The sequence below is a fragment of the Marinobacter sp. L-13 genome (assembly GCF_056857715.1).
Map to the genome: position 1 here is coordinate 49,888 of NZ_JBSXNQ010000050.1, position 14,084 is coordinate 63,971.

13 protein-coding genes are annotated in these 14,084 nt (G+C 57.6%); 10 read left to right on the forward strand and 3 right to left on the reverse strand.

The window, feature by feature from the left end:
- Positions 1 to 81 precede the first annotated feature (81 nt).
- Both AC13DD_RS08245 and AC13DD_RS08250 read right to left on the reverse strand, forming a co-directional pair.
- Positions 82 to 456 carry a thiol-disulfide oxidoreductase DCC family protein gene (locus tag AC13DD_RS08245; RefSeq protein ID WP_405417998.1) on the reverse strand — a complete coding sequence of 125 codons (375 nt, stop codon included), beginning with the start codon at positions 454 to 456 and terminating at the stop codon, positions 82 to 84.
- Entirely contained in the window at positions 440 to 1,792 is a 1,353-nt protein-coding gene (locus AC13DD_RS08250; protein ID WP_136630707.1) for a CHAD domain-containing protein, read from the reverse strand. The genes AC13DD_RS08245 and AC13DD_RS08250 overlap by 17 nt, the downstream gene beginning before the upstream one ends.
- A gap of 225 nt (positions 1,793 to 2,017) precedes the next feature.
- On the opposite strand from AC13DD_RS08250, the gene AC13DD_RS08255 reads away from it, so the two are divergent.
- A complete protein-coding gene (locus AC13DD_RS08255) occupies positions 2,018 to 3,694 on the forward strand; it encodes a methyl-accepting chemotaxis protein (protein WP_482931049.1) in 1,677 nt (558 codons plus the stop codon).
- Here the strand turns inward: AC13DD_RS08255 and AC13DD_RS08260 are convergent, their stop codons facing one another.
- Complete coding sequence (locus AC13DD_RS08260; RefSeq protein WP_069182697.1) at positions 3,695 to 4,873, reverse strand: response regulator; 1,179 nt, start codon at positions 4,871 to 4,873, stop codon at positions 3,695 to 3,697.
- A 160-nt stretch (positions 4,874 to 5,033) separates the two neighbouring features.
- On the opposite strand from AC13DD_RS08260, the gene AC13DD_RS08265 reads away from it, so the two are divergent.
- From AC13DD_RS08265 to AC13DD_RS08305, 9 genes are all read left to right on the forward strand, one after another.
- Complete coding sequence (locus AC13DD_RS08265) at positions 5,034 to 6,098, forward strand: TRAP transporter substrate-binding protein (RefSeq protein ID WP_069182698.1); 1,065 nt, start codon at positions 5,034 to 5,036, stop codon at positions 6,096 to 6,098.
- 141 nt (positions 6,099 to 6,239) lie between these two features.
- Positions 6,240 to 7,355 carry a spermidine/putrescine ABC transporter ATP-binding protein PotA gene (gene potA, locus AC13DD_RS08270; RefSeq protein WP_482931050.1) on the forward strand — a complete coding sequence of 372 codons (1,116 nt, stop codon included), beginning with the start codon at positions 6,240 to 6,242 and terminating at the stop codon, positions 7,353 to 7,355.
- Entirely contained in the window at positions 7,348 to 8,205 is an 858-nt protein-coding gene (gene potB, locus AC13DD_RS08275) for a spermidine/putrescine ABC transporter permease PotB (RefSeq protein WP_136630711.1), read from the forward strand. The genes potA and potB overlap by 8 nt, the downstream gene beginning before the upstream one ends.
- Positions 8,205 to 8,975, forward strand: a complete 771-nt coding sequence (gene potC, locus AC13DD_RS08280) for a spermidine/putrescine ABC transporter permease PotC (protein ID WP_222465960.1) — start codon at positions 8,205 to 8,207, stop codon at positions 8,973 to 8,975. Before potB ends, potC begins: the two co-directional genes overlap by 1 nt.
- Positions 8,972 to 10,012, forward strand: a complete 1,041-nt coding sequence (locus tag AC13DD_RS08285) for an extracellular solute-binding protein (protein WP_291905523.1) — start codon at positions 8,972 to 8,974, stop codon at positions 10,010 to 10,012. The genes potC and AC13DD_RS08285 overlap by 4 nt, the downstream gene beginning before the upstream one ends.
- Positions 10,013 to 10,167: 155 nt before the next feature.
- The gene (locus AC13DD_RS08290; RefSeq protein WP_482931068.1) at positions 10,168 to 11,247 is read left to right on the forward strand and encodes an extracellular solute-binding protein; all 1,080 of its coding nucleotides are present in this window, start codon (positions 10,168 to 10,170) and stop codon (positions 11,245 to 11,247) included.
- A gap of 5 nt (positions 11,248 to 11,252) precedes the next feature.
- Positions 11,253 to 12,347 (forward strand): ABC transporter ATP-binding protein, encoded by a 1,095-nt coding sequence (locus AC13DD_RS08295; RefSeq protein ID WP_273085319.1) that lies wholly within the window; start codon positions 11,253 to 11,255, stop codon positions 12,345 to 12,347.
- Complete coding sequence (locus AC13DD_RS08300) at positions 12,344 to 13,204, forward strand: ABC transporter permease (RefSeq protein ID WP_273085316.1); 861 nt, start codon at positions 12,344 to 12,346, stop codon at positions 13,202 to 13,204. Before AC13DD_RS08295 ends, AC13DD_RS08300 begins: the two co-directional genes overlap by 4 nt.
- 16 nt (positions 13,205 to 13,220) lie before the next feature.
- A complete protein-coding gene (locus AC13DD_RS08305; protein WP_273018144.1) occupies positions 13,221 to 14,072 on the forward strand; it encodes an ABC transporter permease in 852 nt (283 codons plus the stop codon).
- Positions 14,073 to 14,084 lie beyond the last annotated feature (12 nt).

The window sequence follows — 14,084 nt, forward strand, 5'->3', positions numbered from 1 at the left end:
CTGAGCTCCTCAAACTGATGGAATAAGGTTATGCCTCAGGATAAGGGTTCGACCGCCGAGCGTCACTCCGCATATGTACGATTAAGCCGCCTCGTTGTTACCGAAGGCGCAGGCGTACTTACGTTCAAAGCGCTTATCTGCCCATCTCCCGTAGATACGCGAGGCAATCTGGAAAATGCCGGGCCACAGCAGGGGCTTGAACAGAAAGCCATAGGGCGTGTGGGACCAGGCCCGAACGTTTGCAGGCAAGCCGATGACCCATTCCCCGGTCCAGGTCATCAGGTGCAGGCGTCGCAGCAGAGTTTCATGGCTCGGCAAATTGCCGCTGCCATCACGCTGTTCGTGGATGTCTGCGAAGATGAGATTGCCACGCTGCAGTTTGCGCAAGGTGCGAATCTCCTTGGCACATAGTGGGCATTGTCCGTCGTAAAACAGGGTGTCATAACGGGGCTCCATCAAGTCCTCCAAGGGTCAGAATCTGTTTCCGGGCGTCCACTTTGCGCTCTTCGAGGGTTTCCAGAATCCCGTCGAGGGCGGCGGGTAAGACCTCCGGGGCCGCCTTGCGGAACTGGTCAAGCAGTTCGATCTGAACATGTAGATCCTGGAAGCGGCCATACAGCTTTTGGCGTGCTTTCATCGTTTTCAGCTCGGACTTCCAGGTTTTCGAGTCCAGCTCCATCAGGTAACGGATTCGCTTGAGTTGCTTGCGAAGCCGATGAATATCCTCATCCGGGGAGGTATGCATCAGCTCAGCGGTCAATTTGTTGAACCCTTTTATACGGCTCTCCACCGCCTTTCGGATGTCTTTTGCCCTCAGAGTCTCCGCCAACTTCTGGAACTTTCGGGACTCAATGAGGTTCAGCCAGTGCTCCATGCTGTCGTGATAGCGCTTGCTCTGCAGGCGCTTGACCAGTTTTTTGTGGCGGTTGGCGGTTTCCTGTTCGAACCAGATCTGCAGGGCTGCCCGGATTTCCGAATTGTCGCCACACAATTCAGGCAAGTCCTGGAGAAAAACATGCAGATCGCGTAACGGTCCCGTCGCACGGGCATGACGTTTCAGGGTTTTAACCGCTTTTGCCAGCGTCTTGTCACCGGTCACTTCCTGCACCGATTCGGCAATGGCCCGGCTGCGCCGAATCGCAATCCGGTATTGGTGCAGGAATTCGTCGTCCAGGCCCAGGATAACACCACGCTCCAGTTGCCTTAGCCGATCATGTTGGTGGTGAAGGGCCTTGGGGATGTCCCTTGCCGGGTCGTCTCCCTCGGTTCTGGCTTTCTTTTTAAGTTTCCGTTCGAAGTGGGCATAGCTGTAATCCTGTGGCGTCATCAGAGCCACCAGCTTGCCCTTGCCCCGGTCTAGCTGGTGCCAATGTTTGATCGGGAGGCGGATGTGAATGAAGCTGGCGGTAGGTAGCTGTTCGGGAGGATGTTTCAGCAGCCACTGGGCCAGTTCCAGCAAGGCAGGATTGTGACCTACAAGCGTGATTCCGGAATCAGCGTCGCGATGTTCCAGCCAGGCGAGCAGACGCCGGTAGTCAAAGGTGTACAGCTCGGCAAGATGCTGGCAGCGCTCGCGAGCAGCCATCTCAGGCACTGCCCCCTCAAGTGTGGCGATGGCGCGGGTGGCATCACTGGTGAAGATCTCGCCCTGGAACGCGCCCGCTGCTTCCAGAGCCTTGCCCAGAGGTACCAGTTGACTCTCGCCCCGGGCGTTCAGTGGCCGCTCCCGGTCACAGAGCGTTTCATCGGCCCAGCTGGATTTGGCATGGCGTACCAGAAACAGGTGCTTCATTGGCCTACCTTCGTAGTGGTCCTTTAGTCTGACGCTTGCTCAAGACATTTACGTTACTGCCGTTACTCTACTTGTCTGAAAACATTGGCGGAAGGTCCGTTTATCCGTAGCGCTGAACACGCGCAGAGAGAGTCAGTGAAATCTCTTTTAACAAACTGGAACAGATCACCTGAGTTGGTCTGTGGATAATCCGCATCAATAGCAAGTTCCCGGGAGTTTGAAAGCATGAATGTTCTGAGCCGGTTAAAAATCCGAAGCCGCTTACTTATCGCCGTACTGATGCCTGTACTGATAACGGCGGCAACCCTCGCTTGGATCACCGCCAATCAGATTCAGGCGAACGGAGAAGCCGAACTCAAACGCCTGGAGACCAGTCTTCTCGAGGCACGCAAGACCGGGCTGCAGAACCTGATTGATGCTGCTGAGGCAGTGGTGTTGGAGGCCAAGAACGACCCCTCAATGACAGAAGCAGAGGCGAAGGAGGCGGCTGCCGCGCGTCTGCGTTCTATCCGTTTTGACGAAACCAATTATGTATTCGCCTACACCCGGGATGTTTTCAACCTGGCGTATGCTCCAGATCCTTCGAAAGAAGGCCCCACGTCAAACCCGGTTGTCAGGAAACTGGTTGGCAATCTTTTCGACGCGGCCCGCGGTGAGGGCTTCTATGGCTATGACTGGATGAACCCGGCCTCTGGCAATGAAGAACCCAAGATGTCCTACTCCACGATCATCCCGGACTGGGACTGGATGATCGGGGCCGGCGTCTACATTACCGACATTGATCGCCAGGTAGCAGCAGCTCGCGAAGAAATTGAAGCCGGTATGGCCGAAACCCTGGGCTTTATCCTGCTGGTGACAGTGCTGGTGGTCGTGATTGCCCTGGTAATCGGCATCTTCGTGGGTCGTAGCGTGACCCGGCCACTGAAGAGCGTCAGCAACATGATGCAGGAAATCGCCGACGGTGAGGGTGACCTGCGCCAGCGACTGCCAGACGAGGGCAATGACGAACTGGCCGAGCTGGGCCGGCGTTTTAACGCCTTCGTGGTCAAGATCCAGGACACCATGCGTGAGGTGGGCGCGACAACAGACCAGGTGGCTTCTGCAGCGGAAGAACTGAGCCGGGTTGCAAACGAGACCCGGGCTTCGGTTCAGGAGCAGGGGTCCGAGACGGATCAGATTGCCTCAGCCATCAACGAAATGGCCGCCACCATCCAGCAGATTTCCGGTAATGCCAATGAAGTTGAAAGTTCGGCCTCAGACGCCGATCGCATGGCCCGGGAAGGTGGCGAAACCATCAGCAGTGCTCAGGGCGCCGTGAACAAACTGTCCGAAGAAATCGAAGATACCGCCCGAAGCATCAATGCCCTGGCGGAAAAGTCCGATGAGATCCAGCAGGTGCTGGATGTCATTCATGCTGTGACTGAGCAGACCAATCTGCTGGCCCTTAATGCCGCCATCGAGGCTGCACGGGCTGGTGAGCATGGGCGTGGTTTCTCAGTGGTTGCGGATGAGGTTCGTCAGCTGGCGAAACGCAGCGCCGAGTCTGCTGATCAGATTCGCACCATGATTGACGGCTTTGTTACCGAATCCAAGGCATCGGTTGAGCGGATGAACAAATCACGCAACCGCTCGACGGAAACCGTCGAAAGAATCAATCATGCAACCAGCGCGTTGCGAACCATCGAGACATCGGTCGGCAAGATTCATGATCAGGTGACTCAGATCGCCACAGCCTCAGAGCAGCAGAGCCAGGTCGCCGAAGAGATTAACCAGAACGTGGTCCGTATTGTCGATGCTGCCCAACGCAGTGATACCGGCGTAAACCAGACCAACGAAGCCAGCCACGAACTGGCGCGCCTGGGGGAGAGCCTTCGGGAGCTAGTTGGTCAGTTCAAGGTCTGATCAGCGGCTGTCGGTCGCATTGATGAGCTCGCGCAACCTTCGGGAGCGTTTGGCACGGGCGCGGACCGTGGCGGTCAGGTAGTCGGTGTCGAACGGCTTCAGGACGTAGTCGTCGCCTCCGAGGGCAACACTCAAGGTTTTCTCATCCTGATGAGACTGTGACGTCAGGAAGACGATGGGAGTGGCATCGAATTCACGGTCCTCCCTGAGGATGGCAGCGAGTTCCGTCCCGGAGACGTTGGGCATCACAATATCCAGAATGATGACATCTGGCCTGATCGCCCGCGCAACTGTCAATGCCTGCAGAGGTTCCTCGCAGGCATGTACCTCAAGCCCAACATATTCCAGCTGTATTTTTGCGGCCTGCAGGGCGGTTTGATCGTCATCTACCAGCAGAACGCGGTAGGTTGTCGTGTGCTTGCGCTCGGCGAATTCATGGGCGAGGTCCATAAGGCGGTCTTTGGTGACCGGTTTGACCAGATAGCGCGAGGCACCCGCCCGGAGCGCTGCAAGCCTGGCGGGCATTTCGTCATGGATGGAAAGAAAGATAACCGCCGGCATTCTCCCCAGCCGGTTGCGAAGCTGTCGAATGATGTCCGGCCCCGCGCTCATGTCCTCGCCAAAGGCGACGTCCATAATAATCATGTCTGGCCGGGCAAGCGTTTCAAATATATCCAGATAAACCGACGAAGACAGGAAAACTTCCGCATCAAATCCGGCCTCAATAAGCCAGGTAAGCATTTCCTGAGCCACCAACTCGTCATCGTCCACAATGTGGATTTTCCGAGAGCCGCGTTTACTGGGTCCAGGGCTTTCCTCAACCGGCTTCAGGTCGCAATTTCGCATGGTCTCGACCAGCGTATCCATTGTTTCTCTTTTCGAAAGAGCGTCGAGAGGATGCGTGTGCCAGTTCTCGGCAAGAGACAGCAACTGCCTTGCTGCTGTAGAAACATACTCAAGACCGAGAGAACCGGAAGTGCCAGCGAGCTTGTGGGCCTCCTGGTATAGCAGTCCGAGTGAGGCGTTCAGGTTGTCGAGCCCGAATGCATCACTCGGGTCGGTCGGTATCGCGTCGATGAGCGCTTCGAGACGTTCAAACGTCTCGGGCAACTTTTCCACGTAGGCGGCCCGGAGGGCCTCTAACTGTGCCCGATGTCTGGAAAGCTCGTTGTCTGGCATGGACTGTATCCCGGATCCCTGGAATTACTGCAATCAGTGGTATTCAACATAGTCAATAAACGCCCGGGTGACCAGATTTTGGCCTTTTTTAAACTCTCAGGTTACTATCTCCGAGGCATCAAAAATCACAACATAACAATGAAATAGAGGTTCAACCACAATGACCCACCTGCTGAAAGCAACGGTAGCGTCGGCGCTGCTTCTCGCAAGCAGCATCGGCCTCGCCGAGGAAAACTATACTCTGCGCCTTGCGCAAACCTGGGGGCCCAATTCTCCGGTACTGGGAGAGACGGTTCAGCATATGGCGGACATGGCGGAAACCATGTCGGACGGCCGTTTGCAGATCCGCATAGATCCGTCCAACAAGCACAAGGCGCCGTTCGGGATTTTTGATCTGGTGCGGAACGGCCAGTACGACATGGGGCACACCGCGTCCTACTACTACAAGGGCACCATCCCGAACGCCATGTACTTCACCACCATCCCATTCGGGCTGATTGCGCCTGAAATGTACGCCTGGTTCTATCACGGCGAGGGCATGGAACTGATGCAGAAGGTCTACGAGCCGTACGGCATGCTGTCTTTCCCGGGCGGTAATACCGGTAACCAGATGGGTGGCTGGTTCCGCGAGGAAATCAACTCGCTGGAAGACCTGCAGGGTCTGAAGATGCGCACCCCCGGTTTTGCCGGCGAAGTCATGTCCGAGCTGGGGGTTGCCGTGACCAACCTGCCGCCGGGTGAGCTCTATACCGCACTTGAGCGTGGCACCGTGGATGCCGTTGAATGGGTCGGTCCCGCCCTGGATTTCCAGATGGGCTTCCATCAGATCGCCAAGTACTACTATTCGGGCTGGCAGGAGCCGGGCGCGGAAGTCCAGTTCCTGATCAACAAGAAGACCTGGGAAGAGCTGCCAAAGGATCTTCAGGAAATCCTGCGTGTGGCCATGCGCACCGCCGCCTATGACATGTACATCCAGAGCACCCACCAGAGTGGCGTGGCCTGGGATCGGATGAAGGAAGACTACCCGGATGTGACCCACAAGGTGTTCCCGCCGGAAGTCATTGATGCCCTGCGTAGCACCACCAACCGGCTGCTGGCCGAGGCCGCTGAGAACGATCCGCTCGCGAAGGAAATCATCGAGTCCCAGCGCGACTACCTGAAGCAGGTTCGTCAGTGGACCAACATTTCGGACAAGGCCTACCTGAACAGTGTGGCTGAGGACTGAAGCCTGACAATACCTGAGAGCCAGCCAAAGGCTTGAGGGCTTTGTCAGTCAAAGGGGCGCCGGGGCTGTAATACCCCAGCGCCCCTTTTTGTTTGCGTCGGTTTCTGGAAAAATAGGCCGCTCATTCTTTGGGCAGCGCCGATGAAACAGACACTGCTATCCCTGAGCAATCTTTCCAAGCAATTCGGTGGCAAAACGGTGCTCGACGGTCTGGATCTTGAGATCTACGACGGCGAGTTCATTACCCTGCTGGGCCCTTCCGGGTGCGGAAAAACCACCCTGCTGCGGCTGATGGCCGGTTTCGAACATCCCGATGAGGGCAGCATCACCCTGGCGGGACAAGATCTCACCCACACTGCCCCGGAAAACCGTCCGCTCAATACCGTATTCCAGCATTATGCGCTGTTTCCCCACATGTCGGTGTTCGACAACGTGGCCTATGGCCTGAAGATGGAAAAGCGCCCGAAGGACGAGATTCGCCAGCGAGTCGATGAAGCGCTGGCCATGGTCCAGTTGCAGGATTTTGCCCGCCGTAAGCCGCATCAGTTGTCCGGCGGCCAGCAGCAACGGGTTGCCATCGCCCGGGCGGTGGTCAAGCGGCCGAGGCTGCTACTTCTGGATGAACCGCTTTCGGCCCTGGATTACAAGCTTCGCCGTACCATGCAGGTTGAGCTGAAGCGTCTGCAACGGGAACTGGGCATCACCTTCGTGTTCGTAACCCACGATCAGGAAGAGGCCCTGTCCATGTCGGATCGCGTAGTGGTCCTCAAGGATGGCCTGGTGCAGCAGCTCGGTACTCCACGGGAGGTCTACGAGCGACCGGCCAACCTCTTTACCGCGCGGTTTGTAGGGGAAACCAATTTTTTCCCGGGCACGGTCGAGTCGGTTCACGATGGCTCTATTACCGTGGATGTCTTTGGCCTCAAACGAACCCTGCGCCGACCGGACTTCGCGGTAAGCGAAGGCCAGCCCTTGAGCGTGCTGCTGCGGCCTGAAGACATCCGGGTGCTGGATCCGGCCGATGCGCAGGGTGTCGCGGGCAAGATTGTCGAGCGTAACTACAAAGGCAGCACGCTGGATTCTGTCATTCACCTGGACGACGGCACCGAGGTATTGGCCAGCGAATTCTTTGATGAGGACGATCCCGCCTTCGATTACCGCCTGGGCGAGCCGGTCAAGGTCAGTTGGGTGGATGGCTGGGAATGGCTGCTGCCCGGCGAAACCGCAACGGCAGAGGAACTTGCGGCCGATGCATAGCGTTATGCAGCAGCCGTTCAAAACTGCCGTCCTGATCCTGGTCTGGGGTTGGCTCCTGTTTCTGGTGTTGGCACCGAATCTCCTGGTGGTAGGCGCCAGTGTCATGACCCGGGATCCGGCAACCTTTCTGTCCCTGCCCCTGAATCTGGATGCCTATCGCCAGCTGTTTGACCCGCTGTATCTGGAGGTTTTTCTCCACTCCCTGTACATGGCGGCGATGACCACCCTGGTGTGCCTGCTGATTGGTTACCCGTTTGCGTGGGCCTTGTCCAAAGTGGGCAAGCAGCGACAACTGATCCTGATCTTCCTGCTGATCGTGCCCTTCTGGACCAATTCCCTGGTGCGCACCTACGCCCTGAAGCTGATCCTGGCTACCAACGGTCTGCTGAACAGCGCCCTGATGTCGATCGGGCTGATTGATGAGCCCCTGCAGCTCCTCTATACCGAGGGCGCGGTGATCATCGGGCTGGTGTATCTGCTGCTGCCGTTTATGATCCTGCCGCTGTATTCGGTGTTCGAAGACCTGAAGCAGGAGTTGCTGCTGGCCTCCCACGATCTGGGCGCGGGTCGGCTGTCCACCTTTATCCATGTGATTGTGCCGCTCACCCTGCCGGGGGTTCTGGCCGGCGTGATGCTGGTCCTGTTGCCGGCCATGGGGCTTTTCTTCGTGCCGGACATTCTTGGCGGTTCCCGCAATCTGCTGGTGGGTAACGTGATCAAGAACCAGTTCCTCGATGCCCGCAACTGGCCCTTCGGGGCGGCGGCCAGCATTGTACTGACCCTGACCATGGCGTTCCTCATGTTCGCCCATCGCCTGAGTAAACGGCGAATTGGCGAGGAGGGTGCCTGATGACACGATGGTTGCCCCGCACCTATCTGACCCTCGTCTACATTTTGCTCTACGTGCCCATCGTGGTGCTGGTGGTGTTCTCCTTCAACGAATCCCGCACCGGCTATGCCTGGGGCGGGCTCAGCCTGCGCTGGTACGAGGCGCTGTTCGATAACCGGGCCATGGTCAATGCCATGTGGAATTCCCTTTGGCTGGCGCTGTCTGCCGCCACCGTGTCCACGGTGATTGGCGCCCTGACCGCCCTGGCCCTGCATCGTTACCGGTTCCGGGGCAAGAAGCTGCTCAATGGCATGCTGTTTGTGGTGATGATGTCGCCGGAGATTGTCCTGGCCATTTCGTTGCTGGCCCTGTTTCTGTTGGTGGGGCTGCAGCTCGGCTATGTATCGCTGCTACTGGCTCATGTCACCTTCTGTCTTCCGTTTGTGGTGATCACGGTGATGGCGCGGCTGAGCGGATTCGATGAGAGTCTTCCAGAGGCCGCCCGGGATCTTGGTGCTTCTGATTTCACCATGACCCGTACCGTGCTGATCCCGGTGATCATGCCGGCATTACTGGCAGGCTGGCTGCTAGGGTTTACACTGTCCCTCGATGATGTGGTAGTGAGTACTTTTGTGAGTGGCCCGAGCTACGAGATTCTGCCCCTGCGCATTTACTCCATGGTGCGTGTGGGCCTGAAACCCGAGGTGAATGCCCTGGGCACACTGTTGCTGGTGTTTTCACTGGTTATGCTGATGTTGTCTCAATGGATTCTGATAAGGAGCAAACGATGAAGAAACTGGCACTGGCCGGCTTGCTGGCAGTGGGATTGACGGGGTGCAGTTCTGAGGAGCCCCAGGTTCTCAACCTCTATAACTGGTCCGAGTATATGCCCCAGGAAGTGCTCGACCGCTTCACTGAAGAAACCGGTATCCAGGTGGTCTACACCACCTACGACAGCAACGAGGCCATGTATGCCCGCTTGAAATTGCTGGATGACAGTGCAGCCTACGACCTGGCGGTACCTTCTACCTACTACGTCAGCAAGATGCGTCAGGAAGACCTGCTGCTGCCGATCGATCGCAGCAAGATCGAGGGCTTCGATAATCTGGACCCGGAACTGGTGAACCTGGATATTGATCCGGAGAACAAATTCTCCGTCCCGTACCTCTGGGGTACCACGGGGCTGGCCGTGGACACCGCAGACATCGAAGGTGAGCCTGTCACTGCCTGGGAAGACCTGTGGGAAGACCGTTTCGATGGCCGGGTGATGCTGACCAACGACATGCGGGAGGTTTTCCACGTTGGCCTGCGGGTATTGGGCTACTCCGGCAACAGCACCAATCCGAATGAAATCGAGGCGGCCTATGAAAAGCTGTCCGAACTGATGCCCTCGGTTCGTACTTTCAATTCCGATGCGCCCCGCATGCCTTACCTGGAGGGTGAGACCGACGTGGGTATGATCTGGAACGGCGAAGCCGTGATGGGCAAGGACACCATGGAGTCGCTGGAGTACGTCTATCCGGAAGAAGGCATTATCGCCTGGCTGGACAGTTTCGTGATTCCGAAGAACGCGAAGAATCCGGAAGCGGCCCACCAGTTCATCAGTTTCGTGTTGCAGCCGGAAATCTCCGCTTTGATCAGTGAGGAGATCGGTTATGCCACTCCGAACCTGGCAGCGCGGGACTTGCTGCCGGACGAAGTGGCGAATAACCGGGCAAGCTATCCGAACGCCACCGATATGATCAATGCGGAGTTCCAGACCGACATCGGCGACGACGCCCTGCAGGTCTACGCCAAGTACTGGGAAATGTTGAAGTCTGGCCGCTAAGCGCGCGGATTGTTAATGGTCCTGAAAAAGCGGAGGCTGCGGCCTCCGTTTTTTGTATCGGGTTTCACAAAACTGCAATACATGGTCTATAACTTCCTGATAACAAATGGTTAGCAAACTTCTGAACTTGCCATCAGTAAGGACACGTTATGATCATGCCCTCTCGCTCGACACGGAACCGTGCTTTTTTGCTGTCTGCAGCCCTTGCCACCACAGGTTTTTCTGGCAGTACCCTGGCAGAAGAGCTGCGCCTGATTACCTGGGGTGGCTACGCCCCGGATGATGTGGTCGCCCAGTTTGAGGAGGAGACCGGCATCGATGTGAAGGTGACCCTCTCCAACAATGAAGACATGATTTCCAAGCTCCGTGCCACGGGCGGTGCCGGGTTTGACCTGGCCCAGCCGAGCCAGGACCGGATTGTTGGTGTGCAGCGCCAGTTCAATATCTACAAGCCGATCGATTTCAGCCGGGTGAACACGGATCAGTTGCAGCCGTCCATGGTCAAGGCGACCCAGGATTCCACCGAACTGGATGGCCAGTTTTATGGGGTGCCCTCGGTGTGGGGAACCAGTGGTCTGATCGTGCACAGCTCGGTAGCGGATACCGTGTCTGACTATACCGACCTGTGTGATCCTGCTGTCGAAGGACAGGTCAGCTACCGCCTCAAGCGACCCACACTGATCGGTTTTGCCTTTGCGATGGGTTTGGATCCGTTCGCAGCCTACGATGACCGGGACCAGTACGAGTCGATCATGGCAAAGGTTGAGGACAAACTGATCGACTGCAAAAGCAATGTGAAAACCTACTGGACCGGTGGCGACCAGTTGCTGGCCCTGCTGCGTACCGGTGAAGTGAAAGCGGCCATGGCCTGGGATGCCGGCGGCTGGAAGCTCAATGCCGAGAACCCGGACATCCGGTTTGTGGCCCCCGAATCCGGTGCCCTCGGCTGGATCGACACTTTCGCGATTCCCCGCCGTAGCGAGAACGAAGAAGCTGCCTACAAGTGGATCAATTTTGTGATGCAGCCTGAGATTGCGGCCCGTATTACCAATGCGTCAGGCAACTTTACCGCCTCAAAAGGTGCGGATGAGTTTGTCAAAGCTGATCTGAGGGACGCTTATCGCGAAAGCTTTAATGACGCCGCCATCAACAATATCAAGTGGTATCCGCCGGTTCCGCCGGGGCTGGAAACCATGGAAGGTCAGGTGCTGGATCGCGTCCAGGCCGCGAACTGATTCTCATGGGAATGGATTCGGACCTGTTCTGTGAGGGACTGGTCCGCCGGTTCGGCAGCAATGCCGCGGTGGATCATGTGTCCCTGGACGTGCCTGCGGGCACGTTTTTCTCGATTCTGGGACCCTCCGGTTGCGGCAAGACCACGTTGTTGCGACTCCTCGCCGGGTTCGATAAACCCGATCAGGGAGACATCCACATCCGTGGCCAGCGTATGAACGATGTGCCCCCCAATCGTCGACCGGTGAACATGGTGTTCCAGCATCTGGCCCTGTTTCCCACCATGACGGTCGGTGACAACATCGCCTATGGGCTGAAGCGCCGGAAAATGCCTCTGGCAGAGCGGCGAAAGCGCATTGCCCGGGTGCTGGAGCAGGTCGGCCTGCCAGATCTTGAGCACCGCAACCCCCAGGAGCTTTCCGGCGGACAGCGACAGCGGGTGGCCCTGGCGCGCTGCCTGGTACTGGAGCCCACGCTCCTGCTGCTGGACGAACCCCTCGGCGCGCTCGACCTGAAACTCCGTGAGCAGATGAAGGTGGAGCTTAAACACCTCCAGAAACAGTTCGGAACCACCTTCGTGTACATCACCCACGACCAGTCGGAAGCCATGGTGATGTCGGATCAGGTGGCGGTTATGCGGGACGGCCGATTTGATCAGGTAGCGCCGCCGGAAGAGCTTTATCGGGAACCGGCCACTCCGTTCGTCGCCGGGTTCGTCGGCGATAACAATCGCCTGTCCGGAGAGCTGGTGTCCGTGCGGGATGATCTGGCCGAAATTCGTCTGGATGATGGTGTGCTGGTTCAGGGCAGAGTGGCATCGGACAACCTTCGAACCGGCCATCGGGCCGAATTGTATATCCGGCCTGAATCCCTGGTGCTGTCTGGGGATGCGCTCAGTGCGGGCTTCTCATCGCTGCAGGCGAAAGTGCGCACCACTCTGTTCGATGGCGCCAACAGCCGCGTCGAGGCAGAGAACTGTGGGCAACCGGTATACGCCCGCCTGCCTCAGGATGGCTCGGCACCCAGGCTGTCTGCCGACAGTTCAATCCGTCTGGCCTGGAATCCGGCCCTGGCCAGGGTCTTTGGAGCCGACAGTCTGTGAGGTCGTCGGTCAGTCGCCTATCCCTCTGGTTGCTGCTCACTCCGTTCCTGCTATGGATCGTATTGCTGGTGCTCCTGCCCCATCTTCAGATGCTCCGGGTCTCGTTCCAGGTCCGGGAAAGCTGGGACACCATTGCCTGGGGCATTGAGCAGTACCAGAATTTCTTTACCGAGGCCTATTATTGGCGGACGTTTGTACGCACCGGGGTGATGTCGCTGTTCACCACCTTTCTGACGCTGATCATCGCCTTCCCCATTGCCTGGTACATTGCCCGTCTTGCCAGAGGCCGCTCCAAAGGCATTCTGTTTCTGGCCTGCCTGATTCCATTCTGGGCCAGTGAGTTGGTACGTACTTACGGCTGGATGATTCTGCTGCGCGAAAGCGGCCTGTTCAGTTCCTGGCTACAGGCCCTGGGCTGGGTGGATGGTCCGGTGGAAATGCTCTACAACGACGTTGCGGTCATCATCGGCCTGGTCTACAACGGCCTTCTGTTCATGGTGGTGCCACTGGTGACAACCCTCGATGGCATGGATGAGAACCTGGTCGAAGCCGGCTACGACCTGGGTGGCGGCCATGGTACCGTGTTGCGCGAAATCGTTGTGCCCTGGGCCATGCCCGGTATCGTTTCCGGCTGCATCGTGGTGTTCATGCTCACTCTTGGCAGCTATCTGACGCCGGTGCTCATGGGCGGGAAGGACAGTGCCTGGTTTACCGAGCAGATCTTCACCCAGTTCATTACCCGTTTTAACTGGGAGCAGGGCGCGGCACTCGGTGTTCTGCTGCTGGTACTGTCGTCGGTCATCGTCTGGCTCGGGCTGAAAATCTCTGGTCAGTCGTTGCGCAAGGTGATGGGGTGAAGGTGAGGGTGAAGCCATGATCCGTTCCGTACCCCGGTCCCGTCTGTTCGACAGCCTCTATCTGGCCTACCTGGTGGCATTTTTCGTTTACCTGGCCTTGCCGCTGCTGGTCACGGCCGTGTTTGCTTTCAACGACGCGCCTTTCCCGTCACTGCCATGGAAAGGCTTCACCCTGGACTGGTATTTCGCAGATGGCAGTGAGGGCCGTACCGGACTATTCCACGACGATGGGCTGCTTACGGCGCTCTGGGTCAGTGCCAAAATTGCTTTCTGGGTGACTCTGGTGAGCGTTGCCCTGGGGTGTGTTAATGCCGTGTTGTTTGAACGGGTGCAGTTCCGGGGCAAGGAATTCCTGTACCTGCTCATGCTGCTGCCATTGGTGATTCCCGGTGTCATTCTGGGGGTGTCCATACTGGTGTTCTACAGCGGCATGGCCAATGATATGTCGGCAGCCTGGGGAATCGAGCTGGATCTGTTCCGGCCCGGAATGACTCTGGTGGTGATGGGGCAGGTGACCTTCATCGCGACTCTGAGCACTCTGGTGATCGCGGCCCGCCTGCGCAAGTTTGATCCCCAGCTGGAAGAAGCCGCCCTGAACCTGGGCGCCACGCCCCTGCTGGCATGGTTTACCGTGACCCTGCCCTGGCTATTGCCGTCTATTTTCGGGGCCGCCGCCATGGCTTTCCTGATGTCATTTGAAAACTTCAATACCACCGTTATGCTGACAGGTAGTGATACACCGCTGACGGTGGCACTGTTCAATCGCCTCCGGGAAGGGTCGACGCCTGTGCTCAATGCGGTGGCACTGTTGCTGATGGTGGGCTCTGCGCTACTGGCGTTGCTGGTGATGGGCCGCTCCTCACGTTAACGGTGTTCGCCG